The sequence below is a fragment of the Marinomonas vulgaris genome (assembly GCF_018145875.1).
Lineage (GTDB): Bacteria > Pseudomonadota > Gammaproteobacteria > Pseudomonadales > Marinomonadaceae > Marinomonas > Marinomonas vulgaris.
Window position 1 is genome coordinate 1 of sequence record NZ_JAGSSV010000034.1, and the last position, 22,440, is coordinate 22,440.

Genomic DNA, 22,440 nt, shown 5'->3' on the forward strand with positions numbered 1-22,440 from the left:
CGCCCACACAAATTATCTGATTATCTATTTTAAAGAGCGTGCTGACTTAATAATCAAACCAGAAGTTAATCTAGTGAGTTGAACTTGGTCCTCGTTGCTCTGAAGCCTTGTCCGTGTCAGCGAGGGCGTATATTAAGGATCTACTGATTTAGTGCAACCCTTTTTTGAAGAAAAACGCGATTTATTTAAATTTAATATTTTTAAGGGTAATAAAAGCCCTACAACTCGACGATACGAAGCTCTTTTGGCATAGAAAAAGAAACATTCTCTTCGCGCCCTTTAAGCTCTTGCGGCGCACTGCCACCTAGCTCGACAAGACGAGCAATCACCTCATTGACCAGCACTTCTGGTGCGGACGCACCCGCTGTTACGCCCACGCTCTCGATATCGCTGAGCCAAGCCGTATCTATCTCACCTGCGTTATCGATCAGGTACGCTTTCGCTCCCATGCGCTCTGCCAACTCTTTAAGACGATTCGAATTCGAACTGTTCACCGAACCAACCACCAACACTAGCTGAGATTCCACCGCTAAAGTTTTTACTGCATCTTGTCGATTCTGTGTTGCATAGCAAATATCATCTTTTTTAGGGCCCGTAATCTGGGGAAAATGAGTACGCAATGCATCGATAACGACAGAGGTATCATCCATGGATAACGTGGTTTGTGTCACGAACGCCAATCGCTCTGGGTTCTTTACCGGAAGCCCCGCAACATCGTCAGGATGCTCAACCAGATAGATAGCACCACCTTGTCGATCATCATACTGTCCCATAGTGCCTTCCACTTCAGGATGCCCATCATGGCCGATCAAAATGCACTCCATCCCATCTCGAGAATAGCGTAACACCTCTAAATGCACCTTAGTTACCAAAGGACATGTCGCATCGAATACTTTCAAACCGCGATTGGTAGCTTCGTCGCGCACCGCTTTTGACACGCCATGTGCACTGAAAATGACAATATTGTCGTCTGGCACCTGATCAAGCTCATCAACAAATACTGCCCCACGAGCTTTTAACGACTCAACCACAAACTTATTATGCACCACTTCGTGACGCACATAGATAGGCGCCTCGAAAAGATCCAAACAGCGATTCACAATATCGATGGCACGATCAACACCGGCGCAAAAGCCCCTAGGATTAGCGAGTTGAATGGCAAAGCTCATGCCGCATCCTCTATGGCGATCACCTGAACGCGAAAAGTAAGCGAACGACCCGCCAAGGGATGATTAAAATCCACCAAGACTTCTTTCTCACCGATGTTTGCAATAACGCCTGGCAATTCATTTTTGCTGACATCCGCAAACGACACCACCATCCCCTCTTCCAAATCCATCGAGAACTGAGAACGAGGCATTCGCTGAACATTGTTTTCATTGTGCGCGCCAAAGGCATTTTCAGGCGCCATCACATAAGACCCTTCTTGACCTTCTGTCATCCCTAACAAAGCCGACTCAAAAGCCGGTAACAAGCTACCATCGCCAAATACAAAACTGGCAGGCGCTTGAGAAAAAGTTGAATCTACAATTTGGCCATCTTCAAGTGACAATTCAAAATGCAGAGTTACCCGACTTGCAGCAGTAATTACGCTCATTTTTTTGCACCTTCTTGCTTATTCGTCACAACACTTTCTATCAACATCAAAATAACACCAATGGTAATTGCACTGTCTGCGACATTAAAGGCAGGGAAATACCACGCTTGCTGCCAATGAACCTGTATAAAATCCACCACATGACCGTAAACTAAACGATCGTATAAATTACCAATGGCGCCGCCCAAAACAAAAGTCAGCGCCAAAGATTCCAAACGATTACTATTGGCTATTTTCACTAATCGCCAACTAATCCCGACAACCACCGCTAAAGCAATAATCGAAAAGAACCAGCGCTGCCAGCCACCAGCTTGCGCCAGAAAACTAAATGCAGCGCCAGTGTTGTAACGCAGTGTTAAATCAAAAAACGGCAGAACAGGAATTTCTTGCCCATAAAACAAATTGGACTCAACCGCTTGTTTTGTAACCCAATCAATGGCAAACAGAACCAGAGCCAGCGCCCACCAGCGCTGGACTCTTTTCCATACAGTCAAAACCGTCATTATGCGTAAAGGCGTTTTTCACCTTCCCCATCTGGCAAGTTTGAAATACAACGATCACACAACTCTGGGTGCGCTTCACGCTGACCAACTTCTTCACGGTGGTGCCAGCAACGCACACACTTGGTGTATTTACTTAGTTCTACGTGCACTTTCAAACTCTCCAAGTCGGTTGCTACCGCCTCATCGCTTGCGTCAGACAAAGCCAATACCTTCACGTCGGATGCTATAAGTACAAAACGTAACTCATCCCCTAAACGGTTCAATGTGGTTTGCAAAGTTTCATCACAGTACAAGGTAATTTCAGCACTTAAACTAGCTTTCATTTTGCCAGCACTGCGTGCTGCTTCTATGACTTTGTTAATGGCGACTTTGGCCTCCAGAACCTGCTTCCAGAACTCACGCCCCATCGGCTCATCGCCAGACAGCTCTTCAAGCCCTTCGTACCAAGTTTCTAGGAAAACCGACTCACTACGTTCGCCAGGCAAGGTTTGCCAAATTTCGTCGGCGGTGAAGCTCAAAATCGGAGCGACCCAACGTGAAAAAGCTTCCATAACATGGTAAAGCGCCGTTTGCGCGGAACGACGTGCCAAGCTGTCTTCTTGTGTGGTGTATTGACGATCTTTAATAACATCAAGATAGAAGCCACCCAAATCCACAGAACAGAAATTTTGAATTTTCTGGTTCACCGTATGGAACTGGTAATCGCTGTATGCAGCGTTTAATTCTTTTTGCAACAAAGCCGCGCGGTCAACAATCCATCGGTCTAACGCGATCATTTCGCTTGAAGGCACAATATCGGTCGCCGGATTAAAACCATTCAAATTCGCCATCATAAAGCGCGCCGTATTACGAATACGTCGGTAAGAATCCGCCACACGTTTTAGAATTTCATCAGAAACGGTCATTTCAGTGGTGTAATCGGTTGCCGCTACCCACAAACGAATGATGTCGGCCCCCAAGGTATCCATCACTTTTTGTGGCGACAATACATTACCTAACGATTTCGACATCTTGCGACCGTCGCCATCTACAGTAAAACCGTGGGTCAATACTTGCTTATAAGGTGGTACACCGCGGATTGCGATAGAGGTTTTCAATGATGACTGAAACCAACCACGGTGTTGATCTGACCCTTCCAAATACAAGTCAGCTGGGAAGCTTAACTCTTCGCGCTGATCAATAACCGAATAATGGGTGACACCAGAGTCAAACCACACATCGAGTGTGTCCGTTACCTTACTGTATTTCTCGGCCTCATCGCCCAATAACTCTGCTGCGTCCATTTCGAACCAAGCATCAATGCCTTCTTGCTCGATACGCTTCGCCACTTCCTCAATAAGACGTGGCGTGTCTGGGTGCAACTCTTGTGTTTCTTTGTTGATAAACAAAGCAATCGGCACACCCCAAGTACGTTGACGTGACACACACCAGTCAGGACTGTTATTCAACATCCCTTCCATGCGATTTTGTCCCCAGCTTGGCACCCACTTCACACCTTCTACGGCGTGTTTAGCGGCGTCTAACAGACCTTCTTTGGTCATGCTGATAAACCACTGCGGTGTCGCACGGAAAATCAATGGCGTTTTAGTACGCCAGCAATGTGGATAACTGTGGAAGATTTTCGACTCGAAAACCAAAGCGTTATTACGGTTTAGCGCCTCAAGTATCGCATCGTCCACCTTGTAAACGTGCAAGCCGGCAAATTCACCGGCCGCTTCAGAATAGACACCATTGTCTTGTACAAGGTTAATCGTACCTATGCCATTTTCACGGCCAACATTGAAATCGTCTACGCCATGGTCTGGTGCCGTATGGACACAACCTGTACCCGCTTCTGTGGTGACATGCTCACCAAGGATGACTGGGATATCACGCTCTAAGAAAGGATGATTCAACACAGTGCCTTTTAATTCGGCACCCACAGTGCGACCAACAACAGCAAAGTCCGTCACGCCGTAACGCGCCATTAAACCTTCAACCATATCTTCAGCAACGATTAGACGCTCTTTACCCAAGCCCATGTCCACTTCAACCAAGGCATAGTTAAACTCAGGGTGCACAGACACCGCTTGGCTTGCAGGCAGCGTCCAAGGCGTAGTAGTCCAGATAGCCACAGACACTTCACCTTCACCGGTCACATCAGCAAATTTCGCTAGTAAAGCGGCTTCGTCTTGAGGCGCGTAACGCACATCGAGAGACAAAGACGTTTTGTCTTGGTATTCCACTTCCGCTTCTGCTAAAGCAGAGCCACCGACCACACTCCAATACACCGGCTTAAAGCCTTTGACCAGATGACCGTTTTCGGCGATTTTACCCAAGGCGCGAACAATATTGGCCTCAGTTTGGAAGTTCATCGTGAGATAAGGATTTTCCCAATCGCCCATGACGCCCAAACGGATAAAGTCTTTTTTCTGTGCTTCGATTTGGGTGTAAGCGTATTCACGGCATTTTGCACGAAACTCTTTGTAAGACACCTTGGTGCCCGCTTTCCCAATCATCTGTTCGACTTTGTGCTCGATAGGCAAACCATGACAATCCCAACCCGGAATGTAAGGCGCATCAAAGCCACTGACGGTTTTGGACTTAACAATAATATCTTTGAGGATTTTGTTAACCGCGTGACCAATATGAATGCTGCCGTTTGCGTACGGAGGGCCATCATGAAGCACAAAAGAAGGACGACCCTTGCTGGTTTCACGCACTTTTTGGTAAAGGTCCATATCCTGCCAACGCTTCAGCATTGCAGGTTCACGTTTTGCCAAGTCTCCACGCATTGGGAAGGTCGTATCTGGCAAATTCAGTGTCGGTTTATAATCACTCATGGTTTATCGATTTATCCTCAAAGATCATCTTTTCACTGATTAGCAAAGAAGCGGATGGCTTCTTCTTTATCACATTGAATTTGTTTTTCCAGCTCACTTAAGCCGGCCATTTTTCGCTCTGCCCTAATGAACTGACAGAAAGTAACCTGAACATATTTGTCGTACAGATCGCCTTTAAAATCTAATAAATGCACTTCTAGAATGGCAATTTTACCATTCACGGTTGGACGCACACCGATATTGGCCACGCCATTATGGCGCATACCTTCCACATCAAACATCACAGCGTACACACCTGACAACGCAGATCGCACTCCCTTCAAATTGACGTTGGCGGTTGGGAAACCGAGCTTTCGACCTAACTGCTGACCATGTACAACACGGCCATTTAAGGTGACAGGATGACCCATGTTCATTTCTGCCGCCGCCACATCGCCACGCTCAAGAGCATGGCGTATCACGGTACTGCTGACACGCTCACCCAATACATTCAACACGGACGGGGTATTTTCAACATCAAAGTGGTTCTGACGACCGAAGGCTTGTAGGTACTCAAAGTCTCCTTGTCGATCACAGCCAAAGCGGAAATCATCGCCAACGACTAAATGCTTTACCGACAGTCCATCAAGCAGAATTTTCTGACAAAACGCCTGAGCATTCAGCTGCTGTAACTTGGGGTTAAACGGCATACACAGTACATAATCGATGCCTTGACCTGCCAATAAAGCCACCTTGTCACGCAATCGACCAATTCGACCTGGCGCTGTATCTGGCGCAAAAAATTCTCTTGGCTGAGGCTCAAAAATCATGATGCACGCTGGCACATCGTATTGCTTCGCCAGAGCTTTCACCCGAGACAAAATAGCACTGTGTCCAAGATGAACACCGTCAAAGTTTCCTATCGTCAGCACACATTCTTTATGCCTTGAACGGATATTATGAATACCACGAATTAACTCCATACCACCCCGTACAAAAACATTAAGCTCAGTATTGAAAAAATACCCGCGATTATATAGCAGTTAACCGTCTGAAGGTAGGCCAGAACTTGAACAAGTCAAGCAATCTGCGCCGCGCTTTAACGCATGCTCATCACACAGAATGCTTCAGTATCGACGACCGCAAACCCGCCATTACCGCCACCAAGCCATAAACCAACACACCCAACACCACAATAGCCAAGGTGTAGCCAACTCGCGACCAATCATCCATTTGCGTCCATTGCCAACCTTGCTGCAAACAGACATACAAAAAAGCCCCCAGAGCGATCGTCGCACTCAGCAAAATTCGCAGCAGTCGCCACCACTGCACTGAAAACACATGATGCTGCTGTTTGTACAAACCATACCAAAGTAAATATGCGTTCAACGCCGCCGACATACTGGTCGCCAACGCCAAGCCAACGTGCCCAAAAGGCCATACCAATATCAAGTTAAACACCATGTTAGACACCATGGCGATAATGCCAATGCGAACCGGCGTTTTCACGTCTTGCCTTGCATAATACCCAGGCGCGAGCACCTTAATCAGCATCATAAACACCAACCCAAGCGAATACGCCTGCAGACTTTGCGCCGCCATGGTCACATCATTGATCGTCAGCTCCCCACGGTAGAAAATCGTCGCAATTAAGGGTTCTGCCAACATAAACAACGCCAGCGACGAAGGAATGGCAATCAACAACAAAAGACGCAACGCCCAATCCAAGGTACTTGAAAACTGACTCGCGTCACCACCAGAAAAGCTACGAGACAAGGACGGCAAGATCACGGTACTGATCGCAATCGCAAAAATCCCCAACGGCAGCTCATACAAGCGATCTGATAAGTACAACCAAGTAATGCTGCCCGTCTGCAAAAATGACGCTAACACGGTATCTAACAACAAGTTAATCTGACTTACCGACACACCAAACAAAGCTGGCCCCATCAACACTAAAATACGCCTTACGCCAGGATGAGAAAAACCTAACGTTGGCATCGGTAACAATTTCAATCGCGCCAAAAACGGCACTTGAAACATCAACTGGATAAAACCTGCCGCAAATACCCCCCACGCCACCGCGGTCTCCGCTTGCGCTGCTGTACGGGCAAAAAATAACGTTGCGACAATAAGAGAAAGATTAAGAAAGATAGGTGTAATCGCCGGCACAGCATATTCACCATGAGCATTTAAAACCCCCCCTGCCAACGCCGTTAAAGAAATAAATAATAAATAAGGAAAGGTAATCACCAACAACTCAGACGCCAACGCAGTCTGTCCCTCGTCGCCCGCAAACCCCGGCGCGAACACATACACCACCCAGGGCGCGCACACCATAAACAGCACAGTGACACACAACAAAATCAAGGCCAGCGAACCGGTAACAGCCGAAACCAGCGCCCGCACCTCTCCTGGCCCTTCTTTCACACGATAATCACTCAATACCGGCACAAAGGCCTGCGCGAAAGCCCCTTCTGCAAACAAACGACGAAAAAAATTAGGGATTTTAAAAGCAACATAAAAAGCATCAGCGCTGCCGCTCGCCCCTAAAACAAAGGCCAACGCCGCATCTCTGACCAAGCCAAGAATGCGAGATAAAAACGTACACACAGACACTAAGACACCAGAACGCAATAAAGACAAAGACTTACGCTCTTTTTCAGCAGTAGATTTTTTTACAGACATAGATAATTTCTTTTTAAACAACAAAATAAACCAACAAAGCGCAACAGAATAACACCAGCCGCAATACGAACGCAGCCAAATATATCCGCTCATTTGATTAAATTTTGTATAATAGGGTTGTGACAGCGCTAAAAACTGGTAAAATCCGCCGCGAGATTTCAAAGTTAAAACTTGACAATAATTTCATGGCGCAGCAAAGTGCTGAGTCATTTCGTATTTAAAATTAAAGGAGCCAGACCGTGGCAAATTCCGCCGGTTCAAAAAAACGCGCGCGCCAAGCAATCAAAAGCCGCGCTCACAATGGTAGCCTTCGTTCAATGGTTCGTACCTACTTAAAAAAAGTAGATGCAGCTATCGAAGCAGGCAATCAAGCTGACGCACAAGCAGCTTACGTTCTAGCAACTTCTAAGCTAGACAAAGCCGCTGACAAAGGCCTATATCACAAAAACAAAGCGTCTCGTCATAAGAGCCGCTTGAGTGCTAAAATCAAAGCACTGGCTTAATACCTATAAAAAAAACCGGCGAATGCCGGTTTTTTTTATGTCTAAAAATTTCGTTATCCGCACAACACAACCAGCCAAACTATCGCAGCCAGCGCCAATGCCAACATCACGGCAGCCGATCCTAAATCTTTTGCTCTACCAGACAGCTCATGATGCTCATTGCTAATGCGATCCACAACCGCCTCAACACTTGAATTCAAGGTCTCGACAATCAACACCATACCAACCGAAAAGATCAGCACAGCCCGCTCAAGCCCAGACTCACCAAGCCAAATTGCGAGCGGCAAAGCAATGAGAAACAAACACGTCTCTTGTCGAAATGCAGCCTCATGCTGCCACTGCGCACGCAACCCTTGATAGGAATATTTAGATGCACTTAAAACACGTTCCAGTCCTACTTTGCCTGGCTTTGCCATAACCGCCTCTTTTTAAATAATAACCAAATCATCGCGATGAATTAACTCAGGCTCACCTCGATAACCCAGGATGTCACCAATGCTGGACGAAGGCTGACCTAACAGCTTGAGTGTTTCAGCCACACTGTAATTCACCAAACCTCGCGCAACTAAGCCACCTTTAGAGTCAACGCAAATTACCATATCACCACGAGAAAACGTGCCTTGCGCGTCTTTAACACCAACAGAGAGCAAGCTCGTGCCCTCTTGACGTAATGCTTTCACAGCACCGTCATCCAGCACCAGTGCACCTCTACTTTTTAAGTGCCCAGCTAACCACTGCTTGCGCGCTGCCACTCGACCATGCTCTGGCTGCAACCAAGTCCCTAAAGGCTCACCCGATGCCACTCTGACGATGACATTTTCTACTCGGCCGGAGGCAATCAAGGTGTCTGCACCAGAACGTGCCGCCAGCCGTGCGGCTCGCACTTTCGTCAACATGCCGCCACTGCCCAGCACTCCAGCGCCACCACTGGCCATCGACTCCAGCCGATCGTCTGAAGCAGAAATCTGAGGAATCAGCTGGGCGTCTTGATAATCACGAGGGTTTTTATCAAACAACCCAAGCTGATCGGTCAATATAATCAAAGCATCGGCCTCAACAAGGTTTGCCACTAAGGCCCCCAAGGTATCGTTGTCACCAAAGCGAATCTCATCGGTTACAACCGTATCATTCTCGTTCACAATGGGTACAACACCAAAACCAAGCAAGGTTCGCAAGGAAGAGCGTGCGTTTAAATAGCGTCGGCGATTCGATAGATCATCATGGGTCAGCAGAATTTGCGCTGTGCATAAATCATGCTGCTCAAAATGGGATTCATAAACACCGACTAACTCCATTTGACCCACGGCCGCTGCCGCCTGTAGCTCATTCACCTGCGTGGGGCGAGAAGAAAAACCGAGGCGCTTCATACCAGCCGCAATGGAACCTGAGGACACCAAAACCACTTCTTTGCCCTGCGCACGCAATTGCGCAATTTGTGACACCCACAAACCAATTCGAGCCACATCTAAGCCTTGTCCATCGTTGGTCAGTAGTGCACTGCCAATTTTAACCACGACTCGTTGCGCCTTCGCTATTTTCTCTCGCATTTCCATGTTGTTACTGCTTCCCACCTATCAGATTAGCTAACGTATTCCACTTCCACATCGTAATCGTCTTCGTCGAAGTCATCATCGTCCAAGGCTTTACCGGCTAAACGGCGCTTCTCACGCAACGACATAATGCGATTTCGACCTTCTTCATCGATCAACGCACGAACGGCTTTTTCTTTCTCGCGAGCCTCTGGATTTTCCATCAAGAGTTCACGTTGCTCATCAAGTGCGGTCATCAAGTCCAAACACAAAACTTCGGTACCTTCGCCAGAAATAGCGGAAATACGGTATGCTTTACCTTCCCAACCAAGGGCATCAATCACGCTTTGGCAGCGCTCTTCTAGTTCATCTTCTGGCACCATGTCAGTTTTATTCAAAACCAACCAACGGTCACGCTCGGCCAAAGCAGGGCTGAACTGATGCAGTTCGTTTACTGCAATCACAGCCGCTTCTGCTGGTGTAATTTCGTCCCACGGCGCCAAATCGACGATGTGCAACAAAATACGGTTGCGCACCAAGTGCTTCAAGAAACGAATACCCAAACCCGCACCTTCAGACGCTCCTTCAATGATGCCTGGAATATCGGCAATCACGAAACTTTGATGCTTCTTAACTTTAACCACACCTAGGTTTGGCACTAGAGTTGTAAAAGGATAATCGGCGACTTTTGGTTTTGCCGATGACACAGAGCGAATAAAGGTCGACTTGCCAGCATTTGGCAAACCAAGCAAGCCCACGTCTGCCAAGACTTTCATCTCAAGTTTTAACGTACGCTCTTCGCCTACCGTACCTTTTGTCGTTTGACGAGGCGCGCGGTTGGTACTGGATTTGAAGCGGGTGTTGCCTAAACCATGATGACCGCCCTGTGCTACTTTGAGCTTTTGCCCATCGCGTACTAAATCACCCAGCGTTTCACCCGTGTCGTCATCGATAACCGTCGTACCTACAGGCACTTTGATTTCTAAGTCAGGCCCTTTGGAACCTGTCATATCGCGACCTTGACCACCCTCACCGCTTTCTGCAATGTACTTTTTCGTAAAACGAAAATCAATCAGGGTGTTTAGGGCTTCGTCCGCCACCAACACAACACTGCCGCCGTTGCCGCCGTCGCCACCGTCTGGGCCACCTTTCGCAACAAACTTTTCACGCCAAAAACTCAACGCGCCATTTCCGCCTTTACCCGCTCTTACATAGATACTGGCTTCATCAACAAATTTCACAGGAACACCTCTTAGGTGGTTTAATCAATTTCAATAGACTGATTATAGAATTCTTCCAAAAAAAAAGCCCCGCGTCGCGGAGCTTTTTTTAAGTTTTTAGCAAGTAATTACGCAGCGACAACAGAAACTGTACGACGCTTCAACTTACCTTTCACTTCAAACTTCACTTGGCCTTCTGCAACAGCAAACAAAGTGTGATCTTTACCAATTTGAACACCAACACCAGGGTGGAATTGTGTACCACGCTGACGAACAAGGATGTTACCTGGGATCACAACTTGACCACCAAAACGTTTGACACCTAATCGTTTCGACTCGGAATCGCGACCGTTACGAGTACTACCACCCGCCTTTTTATGAGCCATGACTTACTCCTTAAAATTAATTTAGTTAGGGCTTAGCTAATGCCAGTAATTTTCACTTCTGTGAACCACTGACGATGACCCATACGCTTCATAGAGTGCTTACGACGACGGAATTTCAAGATTTTCACCTTGTCTCCACGGCCATGAGCAACAACTTCCGCTGTTACTTTAGCGCCTTCTACGATAGGTGCGCCAACTTTAACGTCGTCGCCATTGCTAACAAGAAGAACATCATCGAAATTAATCGCACTGCCTTCTTCAAACGCTAGTTTTTCAACTTTAAGGGTTTGGCCTTCTTCTACACGGTATTGCTTACCGCCAGTTTTGATCACTGCAAACATGTTCTTCTCCAATTGGATTTACCCGGCTACTGAAATTGAATTTGACCTACTTCTAGTGGCAATAAGTCTTTGGCCGAATCGGACAAAAATCACTAACCATATGATAGGGAGCAAAATGTGGGTAAATCGGACGCAAGATTGTACAAAATCGCACCAACCAATACAAGCTAAAACCCAGACCTTTATACATTTTTTGCATTTTGGGTTGACCCTGACACACGCCTTACCTAGCATGGGGCAAACTTGCTCATTAGCTTGAGATTCTTTAGCTTCGGAAATTGCATGCAACCTACACAAATACACGATGTTGTGGCCAATGAATTTGGTCAAGTGAATGAATATATAATGTCACAGCTTAGCAGTGACATTCCCCTTATTGAGCAGATTGGCTACTACATTATCAGCAATGGCGGCAAACGACTTAGACCTCTATTGGTTTTGTTAGCAGCCAAAGCCAGCGCGCCTCTAGACGAATCGCAGCAACATCAAACCATTCAAATGGCGACGATTATTGAGTTTATTCATACCTCGACCTTGCTGCATGATGACGTGGTTGATGAGTCTGATATGCGTCGTGGTAAAAAAACCGCCAATGAAGAATGGGGCAACGCACCCAGTGTTTTAGTCGGTGACTTTTTATATTCCCGCGCCTTTCAAATCATGGTGGATGTAGGCAGCATGCAGTGCATGAGCATTCTTGCAAAAACCACCAACATCATTGCAGAAGGTGAAGTGCAACAGCTGATCAACTGTGGCGATCCAGACACGACTGAAGACAGCTACCTTAAAGTCATTCAATACAAAACCGCCAAACTGTTTGAAGGCGCCGCACTTTGTGGTGCCGTCATCGCCGGGGCCAATGAAGCACACCAGAAGGCACTGCAAGATTTTGGTATGTACGTAGGCACCGCTTTTCAACTTATCGACGATGTGATGGACTACACCAGTACCGCCGAAGAAATGGGCAAAAGTGTGGGCGACGATTTAGCCGAAGGCAAACCAACCCTGCCACTTATCTTCACCATGAAACATGGCAGTCAAGAAGCCGTCGAACGTGTCAAACAAGCCATTCTTACCGGCGGCTTAGAGCAACTTGATACGATTATAAACGACGTACAATCGTGTGGTGCCATTGAATACACCCAACAAAAAGCACAAGAGCAAGCGGATCTGGCCATTGACGCCATCGCCTCTCTACCAGAATCTGAATATAAATCGGCTCTTATTGGTCTTGCAAACGCCTCCGTTAAACGTCGCAACTAAAAAGAACCATGTCATCCTTAGTAAAATGCACCTGTTTCATTTTACTAAGGATTTTCTCGTAGGATACTCATCACTTTAGCGGCAATACCAGTCGTGTCTTCTTGCATAAAACAATGCCCACCTTCTACCTCAATCACTCGGATGTTGGGATTCAATCTTGCGGCCAGTTGATAAGACTCTTTGAAATAATCGTAGGTATTTTTACCCTGCAATAGGTAAGTCGGTACGGTAATATTCTTAATGGCAGGCCATAAACCTTTTGGATAACTGGAGAAAATTGCCTCTTCCATCCAGGTTGGACAACGCAAATGATACTGCCCTGTTGAGACTTGTTTGAGAGAAGCGGCAAGGTAATCGTCCAGACATTCAGGCTCCCACCCCTTAAAGGTGCCGCGTTCATAAAAACTATTTTTGGCCTGCTCAATACTGTCCCACTGAGTACGACGCCGACGCGCCTGCCTCGCAAGAGGAAGACGACTTTTCAGCCCGGCGAATTTCACACCACGCATCATCCAAATCAGTCGTGGAGGGAACAATGCAGGGTCCAGCAAAACCAGACGATCAAACAATTCAGGATCTTGTGCGCTCATCAATGCCGTCATACACCCACCAAAACTGTGCCCCATGCCAATCACTTTGGTACGAGGTAAATTGGCCTTTTGAGCCATGAGCGCAGCCGAAAAACGCTCTGCGGTTTCATTCCAACCTAAAAATCGCGATCCAGCCGTAGATTCTCCATGACCTGCGGCATCTTGAAGAACAAGGTTATATCCCTCTAGCTGCTCTAAAAAACGGATGTAGGTATTCACTGCAAAACCATTACCGTGCAAAAAATGAATCGTTGATAATGTGTCATCAACAAGACGGGTATAGCCCTGAATATGACCTTCTTCTACCGGATACAGCCACGGCAACAACTTGTGCTTCGTCATTCGTTTCACACCATTTTAAGACAATTAGATATAACCCATAAAAATATCTAATCAGAGAATACAACCACCGATGTAATAACAAAAGCCTATCTATTCTATTTTTACCCATTGAATTCCCTCAAAATGACTCAAACTTAAACACAATGATCATTTTTCATGCAGGTAATTCGGTTTTTTTCAGCTCAAACATTCATATTAAGGTTCCAAACCGATATAATCAGCGGGATTTTTTACTGCAAACTGGACCACGACAATCCGCCAGACCATTTTGAGTCATCGGCTGGATGTGGATATAGGACTATAATGACTACAGCTTCATCTTTTGAAAAAGACGAACTATTACAATGCGGCCACGGTGAAATGTTTGGTGCAGGCAATGCCCAACTTCCTGTTGGCAATATGCTAATGATGGATCGCATTACTCACATCTCAGCTGAAGGCGGAGAATTCGGCAAAGGCGAAATTATTGCTGAGCTGGATATCAACCCAGACCTATGGTTCTTCGCTTGTCACTTCCCTGGCGATCCAGTTATGCCAGGTTGTTTAGGGCTAGACGCCATGTGGCAGCTTGTTGGCTTTTTCCTAGGCTGGAAAGGCAATAAAGGCCGAGGTCGCGCATTGGGTTCTGGCGAGGTGAAATTTACTGGGCAAATTCTACCTACTGCAAAAAAAGTTACCTTTCACATTACCCTTAAACGCGTAATCGAGCGCAAATTGGTAATGGGAATTGCAGATGGTAGTGTGAAAGTTGATGGTCGTGAAATTTACACTGCAAAAGATTTGCGTGTTGGTTTGTTTACCTCAACAGATAACTTCTAAAGATTAAGAATGAAAGAGGCACATTTATGCGTCGTGTAGTAGTAACAGGTCTTGGCATTGTTAGCTGTCTTGGCAATGACAAAGAAAGCGTTCTAAATTCCCTACGCGAAGGCCAATCTGGCATTCGCTTTGCTGAAGATTACAAAGAACATGGCTTTCGTAGCCACGTTTGTGGACGCATTGATTTAGATGCAGAAAGTATCGACCGCAAAGTTCGCCGTTTCATGGGCGATGCTGCAACCTATGCTTATGTTTCTATGCAACAGGCCATTACGGACGCTGGCTTAACAGAAGAGCAGGTTTCTAACATTCGCACCGGTCTGGTCGCAGGTTCTGGCGGTGCATCTGCTAAGAACTTAGTGGACTCTGCTGATACACTACGCGCTAAAGGCGTAAAACGTGTTGGTCCATACCGTGTTACCCAAACTATGGGCAGCACTGTGTCGGCTTGCTTGGCGACGCCGTTTAAGATCAAAGGTGTTAATTACTCGATTACATCCGCTTGTTCCACCAGCGCTCACTGCATTGGTAACGCGATGGAGTTGATTCAACTTGGCAAACAAGACATCGTATTTGCCGGTGGTGGTGAAGAAGAAAGCTGGACGCAAACCTGCATGTTTGATGCAATGGGTGCGCTATCTTCTAAGTACAACGACACGCCAGAAAAAGCGTCTCGCGCTTACGATGCCAACCGTGACGGTTTCGTTATTGCTGGCGGCGGCGGTATGCTAGTGATCGAAGAGCTTGAACACGCCAAAGCACGTGGTGCAAAAATCTACGCAGAACTTGTTGGCTACGGTGCAACCTCTGACGGTTACGACATGGTTGCTCCTTCTGGCGAAGGCGCAGTACGTTGTATGCAAATGGCAATGAGCACGATTGATGGCGACATCGATTACATCAATACCCATGGTACAAGTACCCCTGCTGGCGACATGAAAGAGTTGCAAGCGGTGAACGAAACCTTCGGTAAAAATATCCCATTGATCAGCTCTACCAAATCGCTGTCTGGCCACTCCTTGGGTGCGGCTGGCGTTCATGAAGCCATCTACTGTTTGCTAATGATGGAAAACAAATTCATCGCAGCATCCGCCAATATCGATGAGCTTGATCCTGCAGCGGGCGATATTCCTGTTGTCATGACACGCAAAGACGATGCTGATCTTAACTTGATCATGTCTAACAGCTTTGGTTTTGGTGGCACAAACGCTAGCCTAGTATTCAAGAAATACTCTGCCTAATCCCAGTTTCTACTAGATTAGGCACAAAAAAAGCCGCATTTTCAAAATGCGGCTTTTTATTTGTCTATTGTAAAGTACCAAGTCAGGTCTACTTAAAAAGGATGTCATTTCCTTTTGGTAGTTTAGCCATTTCAGCACGCATCCAAACATCCATTTCTTCATGCAAGGCAGACGTTTTTTTGCCTTCCGACTCAATGACTTCGCCAATAACAACACGAATCGTGCCGGGAAACTTGCGCCAACGTCGGCCGGGCCAAGTATAGCCAGCATTATGCACCACGGGTAAAATCGGTACATTCGCCGATGTCGCGAGCATAGCCGCCCCTTTATTGAAAGCCTCGACTTCATTCGGAGCAATACGAGTACCTTCAGGAAAGATTAATACTGAACGGCCGTCTTCCAAACGCTCCTTACCTTGACTAATAATTTGTTTTAGCGCATTGGTTTTTTGAGAGCGATCAATCGCAATCGGTTGCACCATACGCAACCCCCAACCAAAGAAAGGCACAGACAGCAGCTCTTTTTTAAGCACCGTCGATACCGGTGCCATCAGCACCTGCAGCACATAGGTTTCCCATTCACTCTGATGATTTGCTACCAGCACTACAGGACGATTTTTATTGATATGCTCACGGCCTATGATTTCGACCTTCACACCACACGCCACACGGAACACAAATAACAGCCCCTTGTTGTGCAAATTTAGCACCGGCTGCCGCGCGTTTTTCGGCAACAATATCGTCGCAAAAGGCGCTAATACGCCAAATAAAATGGTGGATACCATGTAATACAGGGCGAAAAATACCGAACCAACCCAGGATCTCAACGACTCCAACATACTCATTGTCACCTTACTCCCTTTTTTTGTTACCTACGTTAGGTTGGCGAATATGCCTGTTGTTGTTTTAACGGATTCGCGTACATAGCCAGCACCGTTTCCTTTAAGTCGTCTGGACATCGCTCAAGATAGCTTGCGAACACCTTATCAGTAGATGGCAAACCTTGTTGCATCGCCAGGGCCGCTTCATTTGTTGAGTGGATGGCATAATGCGAAATAATTTGACGATCGACTTCCGCTACGAAGGTTTCTGGCGTCTCAAATTCATCCTTCATCACATCACCAAAGGTCACGACCACCTTACCTTTTTGGCCGACAATGCCATTTTTGATGCTATCGATGTCTTCAAATTCGGCTTTTTCGTAATTCCCTGTAGTAGATTTTTGATGTAGCTCGCGGGCTTTTTCAAAAGCACACGGGTCGTACTCGTAGGAAATAGACACAGGAACAATTTTTAGATTGGCCATGGCTTGAGAAAAGGGGATTTTCTCTTTCTTCTGGCTCATATAAAACATTTTAATAATGGCAGGGTCCGTTTGATCCAAACCGTCTTTGGCGCGCCCTTCTTTCTGTGCGATCCAAATATTCGCCTGATCTTTGACCAATGAATGAGAAATGTAGGCGGACAACTGACCAAACGCTGCCATCATCTCGCGGATGCCATTGGCAGAACGCTTTACAATAAAACTCTTATTCAGACGCATCAAATCAGACACAAAAGGCCGACGCAGCAAATTATCACCAATGGCAATGCGTACCGTGTTTAAGCCAGCTAAATACAGGCCATAGTTGACAAACGCAGGGTCCATGGCAATGTCTCTGTGGTTCGACAAGAAGAGATAGCCAGTATTTTTATCCAACTTCTCAATACCGCGGTATTCCACGTTGGTGGTGGTGGTTTTGATCATACGTTCCATGTAGTTCGCGACAATCATCTGAAAATCGTGAACATTTTTAATCTTAGCGATCTGCCGTTTTAGGGCAAACTTCACCCCAAACGCCAAGGGCGCTTGGAGGAATCTTGGCCATTTGGCAAAGCGAAAACCGATTATCGTATTAATAAAATCTGGCATTTCTACCAGATTATAAAGCACCTCGGCGACCTCATCGTCGTTATAGGGGCGTATATCATGAAACTGATCCATTGAATTTTCCGTCAGTATAAACTGTGTCGTTTTCGTTATTTCCAGGCTTATTACAGGGTTTGAATATCAAACCCTAAGCTTTCTAACTCTGCACGTTTGGACGTTGATGTCACCACGGCAAGATTTTCATTTTCTTTGGTCAAATAGGTTTGAGTAACCTGTTTTAATTGCTCTATGGTCACCGCCAAGATTTTCGCGCGAAATGCCTCGCGATACGCCAAGCTGCGGCCATGCAGTTGCACATAGAAATCACTTTGCGCTTCACCTGCTGGGGAGCCAGGTTTATCCATCGAGCCAATCACGCCCAAAATGGCCTCTTCTAGAGCCTCTGCGCTGTGATCTTCAGACAGCATCCATTCAATGGACGCATCGAAATCTGCCAATGTTTCCGTCAAACGTGGGTCACGGTAAGAATAGAAGCGGAACGCGCCTATGCTGCCATCGAATGTCGCACCGCCACCGTAAGCACCGCCTTGCTCACGAATCGCACGATGCAAGAAACCGTTGCGCAAGAAGCCACCCAATACTGTCAAGGCCGCTACATCGGGGTGTTCGCCATAAGCCGTACGGAAGGCTTTACTGCAGAAATTCACCTGAGTCGAGGTCAACCATGCCACCTTAGAGGTGGCATCTACTGGTGCGATGGCAAAAGTGCTTTGCACGCTGCCGGCTGGCATCTGAGAAAATACTGCCTGAACAATTTCTAGTAGACTTGCTTCATGCTGAGGCTCTGCCACCAGCAAGATTTGCTTGTTGGCTTGCAGCAGCTTGTTGTGCAAGCGTTTAAACACCGCTAATACGTTATCCACAATGTGAGAATCGGCTTTCATACCATCGTCCAACGCAATAGCGCTACGAATACCTGACATGCCGCCCCATTTTTCTTGCTGTGCGGCCAAACCTGACAAGGCACTGGAGGCGGCGGTCATCGCCAATGAGTGACCTTGCCCTGTAATAGATTGCTCGCGACGAGCGCGACGCTGCGCCACCAGCTCTTTGACTCGGCTGGCTTCATCAAAGCGCACATTCAACATGGTATCTTTAAGCAGTTCGCTCATGGCCTTTACATTGGGCACCAAGGCTTTAGAGGATAAAATAAAGTAGCCCTGCAAAGACTGACGATCAGACGTAGTCGCACGAATCGAATTAGACGCGCCCAAACCGCCACACACTTGCGCTTGACGCTCTTGCACAGCGAGGTAATCGTCTTCGCCGATGCCCAATTCTGTCATCATCGACGAAAACAGCGGTAAATATTCCAGCTCTTCGTCATCTAGTTCAGGCAGATCAATCACCAACTGCTGATACACCAAGCCATTAGTGCCTTGCGGATAAAAAGTCACCGGCAAATCTCCACTGACTTTCTCGCAGTCGTACTCAGGCAAGCGGGCAGGCACATCTTCCAAACCGACTTTCGGCAAGATGCTCATGTCGTCCACTTGAGACTGACGCACTTTTAGCGCTGCACTGCGTTCGATAATGCGCTGCTTGTCGGCATCAGAAAGAGCCGCCTTGATTTGGCTAAGGCGATCTTTTTCGGCTTGGTTACGGCGAGCCTCAAGCGCATCGTCTGGACTTAGGGTCAAAGTCACTCGGTGAGCGTTAGACACGAGCAGGCTTTTAATCAGATTAGGAATGTACTCTTTGTCCTGCACTTTTTCACGCATGGCATGGATCACAGGGTCGAGATCAAGCTGAGCAATAACATTGCCGGCATGCACGGCTGTCGATAGTCCGGCCAAAATCAACTGCAAACCATACGGATAACTGCCACCACCCACTTCACGCTGGCTCAGTTCCAACTGATGCAACATGGCGTCGACCATCTCTTGTGGTACACCATTTTCTGCTATGTTTTCCAGCGTCGATAGGACTAAGGCTTCGACTTTCGGCGCGTCTTCGCGCTTCACGCCTTCCAGACCACACATGAAACTCATTTCTTTGTTGCTGTCTTCAAGGCCGCATAAAGGCGATGGCGCACGACCCAGGTCGCTGTTTTCCAGCACGCGCAGCAAAGGCGAAGCGCTGTTGTCCAATAACACACTAGACAGTAATTGCGCTTCAAATTGCTGATTCAAATCGGTGCTTTCGCCCAACAACCAAGCAACAACCACATGGCTGCCATCTTCTTTGACTTCTTCTGCCGCGTAGCCTTCTTCCACACGTACGGGTGAAAAATAGCGCTTCGCATTGGGCACACTGACTTGTTCTTCTAGACGTTCAAATCGGCTTAACACCTTGCTTTCAAATTCCGCTTGAAGCGTGTCCGCGGGAATGTCGCCAAACGTCATGAATACAGCGTTCGATGGATGATAATGCGTGCGATAAAACGCCAGCAAATCCTCGTAGGATAAGTCTGGAATATCGGTTGGCTCGCCACCAGAGTTGAAGTGATAGGTATTGTTCGGGAACAGGTATTTGGTCAGGGTTTGCCACAGCACGGACGTCGTGGAGCTCATGGCACCTTTCATTTCGTTAAACACGACCCCTTTGAAGGTCAGATCGGATTCCGCGTTGTCAGGCTCGGCGAACTCCAAGCGGTGGCCTTCTTGAGAAAAATCCAATTCGTCTAGGCGAGAGAAAAATACCGCGTCTAGATACACACCCAATAAGTTATTAAAGTCTTTCTTGTTTTTACTGGCGAACGGATACGCCGTCCAGTCCGAAGACGTAAAGGCGTTCATAAAGGTATTCAACGATCGGCGGATCATCATAAAAAAGGGATCACGCACAGGAAAACGCTCGGAGCCACACAACACCGTATGCTCTAAAATATGCGCGACACCGCAAGAGTCGGTCGGTACCGTTTTTAGGCCAACAAGAAACACGTTTTCGTCGTTGTCAGATGCAATATGAAAATGCTTGGCACCCGTTACTTTGTGCTCAAACTCTTGCACGGTAACATTAAGAGCGTCGATAAACTCACTGCGAAGAAACGTAAACGCAGGATGGTGCGCGGTGCTATTTGCCATTCTCAACCTCGATAAAATTAGAATTCTGTTCTGTCTATGTTTTGGGGCAGCTTGAGACAATCTCAAGACAGCAAAGTGGCGGGATTATAGCAAAAACATGGCTTTTACTGCACGAACTAACGTGATTGCTTTGTTGGCAAACACACGGAAACTCAGCGTTTTTGGTGTTTTTCCCAATCTTCCAAGCGAGCTTTCTCGGTCTTTCTTAGCAACACATACACAGCACCCAAGCCGCCATGGTGGCGCTGGGCAGTATGAAACGCCATCACCTGATCCAAATCTTTTAGCCATTTATTGATGTAACTTTTGATCATGGCACGCATGTCTGGATCAGGGGTTCGATCCCCCTTCCCGTGCACAATAATGGCCACGCGAATGTCGTTACGAAGGCAATCTTCGACAAATTGATACACCAGCTCACGGGCTTGAGCCACGGTTTTTTGGTGTAAATCAAGCCGTGATTCAATGCCATATTTACCTTGTCGCAACCGTTTGAAAACGCCGTCTTGTACACCCGAACGCTTGTATTCCAGCATGGCATTAGGATCAACTTTCTCCACATAATCATGAGATAGGTGATTATTGTCCGCCTCTATGGCGATTTGTGCCGCACTGCGACGCTCCTGAAAATCTACCTCAAGCCCTTTTTTCTTTAAGTAAATTTCGCTTTTCTGCAGTGGCATGATGCCCGCTACTTCTTGCGCAAATAAAGACATATCGTCGTCTTTCACTGAATATTCCTCCCTTTACATCACGCAGCAAAGGCGCCCATTAAAAACGATAAAAGCCCCAATATAGGAGCTTTTTGTATCGATACAAAATAAGTGGCCGATCATGTCATTTCTAACGAATCAGCGCACCTATATTTGAAATGCAAGCAGACAATAACTTAACGACGCTTATCAATAAGTGGTACGACTAAGACCGGCACTCTGGATCTCGACAATACGTTTTTCGCCACACTACCCAAGAAAGTTTCCACAAACCCTTTTTCATGAGTTCCCATCACAATAAGGTCAACACCTAAATCACGGGATGTGTTTAAAATCGCTTCTACTGGATAAGATTCGATCACTTTTAGGCTTTTTACCTTGTCACGAAACACAAGATCATCAGAATCAACAGCCGCCCAGTACTCATCTTGTCTTGCTTCTAACTTGCTCAACGCTTGGCGTTTACGGGCTTTGAGCATTTCACCACGCTGACCATCGTCCATCACATAGCTTTCTAGTGCCATTTTAGCGTCACTAGAGAGCTTTTCAACCACGTGCAAAATATGAATGTCTGCGCCCGTACTTTTGGCTAAGAACACCGCATATTCAAAGGATTTTTCAGACCCTTTTGACAAGTCCGTGCTGTATAAAATCTTATTCACTTGAAGCATGTCGTCACTCCTTTTAACCGTGCTCTGCCCTAAAGGTCAGGACAGAACAGCGTCATTTTAGATTAGTAACCTAATAATCTTGGCAAGGTCAGGGCTATTTGCGGGATATAAGCAATCAGGATCACCGCCAGTGTGGACACCAAGGCAAACGGCATGGCTTTCGCCGTCACTTCTTCCAGTGGGGTATCGGAAATACCCGATGCCACAAACAGGTTCTCTCCCAATGGTGGCGTTGAGAAACCGATCGATAAGCTACACACCATCACGATACCAAAATG

The 22,440-nt window shown here is 46.9% G+C and carries 22 protein-coding genes; 4 read left to right on the forward strand and 18 right to left on the reverse strand.

All coding sequences use genetic code 11. The features are described 5' to 3' along the window. Nucleotides 1-218: 218 nt before the first annotated feature. The 6 genes from ispH to murJ form a co-directional block, all read right to left on the reverse strand. Entirely contained in the window at nt 219-1,169 is a 951-nt protein-coding gene (gene ispH / locus J9B83_RS14885; protein ID WP_211537605.1) for a 4-hydroxy-3-methylbut-2-enyl diphosphate reductase, read from the reverse strand. Continuing rightward, on the reverse strand, nt 1,166-1,597 hold the full coding sequence (locus J9B83_RS14890; protein ID WP_211537606.1) for an FKBP-type peptidyl-prolyl cis-trans isomerase: 432 nt from the start codon (nt 1,595-1,597) through the stop codon (nt 1,166-1,168). The genes ispH and J9B83_RS14890 overlap by 4 nt, the downstream gene beginning before the upstream one ends. Further along, a complete protein-coding gene (gene lspA / locus J9B83_RS14895; protein WP_211537607.1) occupies nt 1,594-2,100 on the reverse strand; it encodes a signal peptidase II in 507 nt (168 codons plus the stop codon). The genes J9B83_RS14890 and lspA overlap by 4 nt, the downstream gene beginning before the upstream one ends. Beyond that, entirely contained in the window at nt 2,100-4,922 is a 2,823-nt protein-coding gene (gene ileS, locus J9B83_RS14900; protein ID WP_211537608.1) for an isoleucine--tRNA ligase, read from the reverse strand. Before ileS ends, lspA begins: the two co-directional genes overlap by 1 nt. A 32-nt stretch (nt 4,923-4,954) precedes the next feature. Next, nucleotides 4,955-5,884: a bifunctional riboflavin kinase/FAD synthetase gene (gene ribF / locus J9B83_RS14905; protein ID WP_211537609.1), complete on the reverse strand. Its 930-nt coding sequence runs from the start codon at nt 5,882-5,884 to the stop codon at nt 4,955-4,957. Nucleotides 5,885-6,014: 130 nt separating this feature from the next. Beyond that, nucleotides 6,015-7,589: a murein biosynthesis integral membrane protein MurJ gene (gene murJ / locus J9B83_RS14910; protein WP_211537610.1), complete on the reverse strand. Its 1,575-nt coding sequence runs from the start codon at nt 7,587-7,589 to the stop codon at nt 6,015-6,017. Between the two features lie 239 nt (nt 7,590-7,828). Between murJ and rpsT the strand changes: the two genes are divergently transcribed. Then, the gene (gene rpsT / locus J9B83_RS14915; RefSeq protein ID WP_148834639.1) at nt 7,829-8,092 is read left to right on the forward strand and encodes a 30S ribosomal protein S20; all 264 of its coding nucleotides are present in this window, start codon (nt 7,829-7,831) and stop codon (nt 8,090-8,092) included. 53 nt (nt 8,093-8,145) lie between these two features. On the opposite strand, the gene J9B83_RS14920 is transcribed toward rpsT, so the two are convergent. The 5 genes from J9B83_RS14920 to rplU form a co-directional block, all read right to left on the reverse strand. Further along, nucleotides 8,146-8,508 carry a diacylglycerol kinase gene (locus J9B83_RS14920; protein WP_211537611.1) on the reverse strand — a complete coding sequence of 121 codons (363 nt, stop codon included), beginning with the start codon at nt 8,506-8,508 and terminating at the stop codon, nt 8,146-8,148. 12 nt (nt 8,509-8,520) lie between these two features. Beyond that, nucleotides 8,521-9,645 (reverse strand): glutamate 5-kinase, encoded by a 1,125-nt coding sequence (gene proB / locus J9B83_RS14925; RefSeq protein ID WP_211537612.1) that lies wholly within the window; start codon nt 9,643-9,645, stop codon nt 8,521-8,523. Between the two features lie 26 nt (nt 9,646-9,671). Then, a complete protein-coding gene (cgtA, locus tag J9B83_RS14930) occupies nt 9,672-10,862 on the reverse strand; it encodes an Obg family GTPase CgtA (RefSeq protein ID WP_211537613.1) in 1,191 nt (396 codons plus the stop codon). Nucleotides 10,863-10,969: 107 nt separating this feature from the next. Continuing rightward, complete coding sequence (rpmA, locus tag J9B83_RS14935) at nt 10,970-11,227, reverse strand: 50S ribosomal protein L27 (RefSeq protein WP_111608656.1); 258 nt, start codon at nt 11,225-11,227, stop codon at nt 10,970-10,972. A gap of 32 nt (nt 11,228-11,259) precedes the next feature. Further along, nucleotides 11,260-11,568: a 50S ribosomal protein L21 gene (gene rplU / locus J9B83_RS14940; protein WP_211537614.1), complete on the reverse strand. Its 309-nt coding sequence runs from the start codon at nt 11,566-11,568 to the stop codon at nt 11,260-11,262. A gap of 282 nt (nt 11,569-11,850) precedes the next feature. Between rplU and ispB the strand changes: the two genes are divergently transcribed. Then, complete coding sequence (ispB, locus tag J9B83_RS14945; protein ID WP_211537615.1) at nt 11,851-12,831, forward strand: octaprenyl diphosphate synthase; 981 nt, start codon at nt 11,851-11,853, stop codon at nt 12,829-12,831. Nucleotides 12,832-12,875: 44 nt separating this feature from the next. Here ispB and J9B83_RS14950 read toward each other — a convergent pair whose 3' ends face one another. Further along, complete coding sequence (locus tag J9B83_RS14950) at nt 12,876-13,763, reverse strand: alpha/beta fold hydrolase (RefSeq protein ID WP_211537616.1); 888 nt, start codon at nt 13,761-13,763, stop codon at nt 12,876-12,878. A 303-nt stretch (nt 13,764-14,066) separates the two neighbouring features. On the opposite strand from J9B83_RS14950, the gene fabA reads away from it, so the two are divergent. Further along, nucleotides 14,067-14,582: a 3-hydroxyacyl-[acyl-carrier-protein] dehydratase FabA gene (gene fabA, locus J9B83_RS14955; protein WP_211537617.1), complete on the forward strand. Its 516-nt coding sequence runs from the start codon at nt 14,067-14,069 to the stop codon at nt 14,580-14,582. 26 nt (nt 14,583-14,608) lie between these two features. Next, entirely contained in the window at nt 14,609-15,823 is a 1,215-nt protein-coding gene (gene fabB, locus J9B83_RS14960; protein ID WP_211537618.1) for a beta-ketoacyl-ACP synthase I, read from the forward strand. A gap of 88 nt (nt 15,824-15,911) precedes the next feature. Here fabB and J9B83_RS14965 read toward each other — a convergent pair whose 3' ends face one another. The 6 genes from J9B83_RS14965 to J9B83_RS14990 all read right to left on the reverse strand — a co-directional run. Further along, nucleotides 15,912-16,661, reverse strand: a complete 750-nt coding sequence (locus J9B83_RS14965) for a lysophospholipid acyltransferase family protein (RefSeq protein ID WP_328797749.1) — start codon at nt 16,659-16,661, stop codon at nt 15,912-15,914. Between the two features lie 38 nt (nt 16,662-16,699). After that, complete coding sequence (locus J9B83_RS14970; protein WP_211537619.1) at nt 16,700-17,806, reverse strand: 1-acyl-sn-glycerol-3-phosphate acyltransferase; 1,107 nt, start codon at nt 17,804-17,806, stop codon at nt 16,700-16,702. A gap of 50 nt (nt 17,807-17,856) precedes the next feature. Then, the gene (locus tag J9B83_RS14975; protein WP_211537620.1) at nt 17,857-20,778 is read right to left on the reverse strand and encodes an insulinase family protein; all 2,922 of its coding nucleotides are present in this window, start codon (nt 20,776-20,778) and stop codon (nt 17,857-17,859) included. 152 nt (nt 20,779-20,930) lie between these two features. After that, nucleotides 20,931-21,509, reverse strand: a complete 579-nt coding sequence (gene smrA / locus J9B83_RS14980; protein WP_328797750.1) for a DNA endonuclease SmrA — start codon at nt 21,507-21,509, stop codon at nt 20,931-20,933. Between the two features lie 158 nt (nt 21,510-21,667). Beyond that, nucleotides 21,668-22,162, reverse strand: coding sequence for a universal stress protein (locus tag J9B83_RS14985; RefSeq protein WP_211537621.1), 495 nt, complete (start codon nt 22,160-22,162; stop codon nt 21,668-21,670). A 62-nt stretch (nt 22,163-22,224) separates the two neighbouring features. Continuing rightward, nucleotides 22,225-22,440 (reverse strand): TRAP transporter large permease subunit (locus J9B83_RS14990; protein WP_211537622.1); only part of this gene is annotated, 216 nt, incomplete at its 5' end.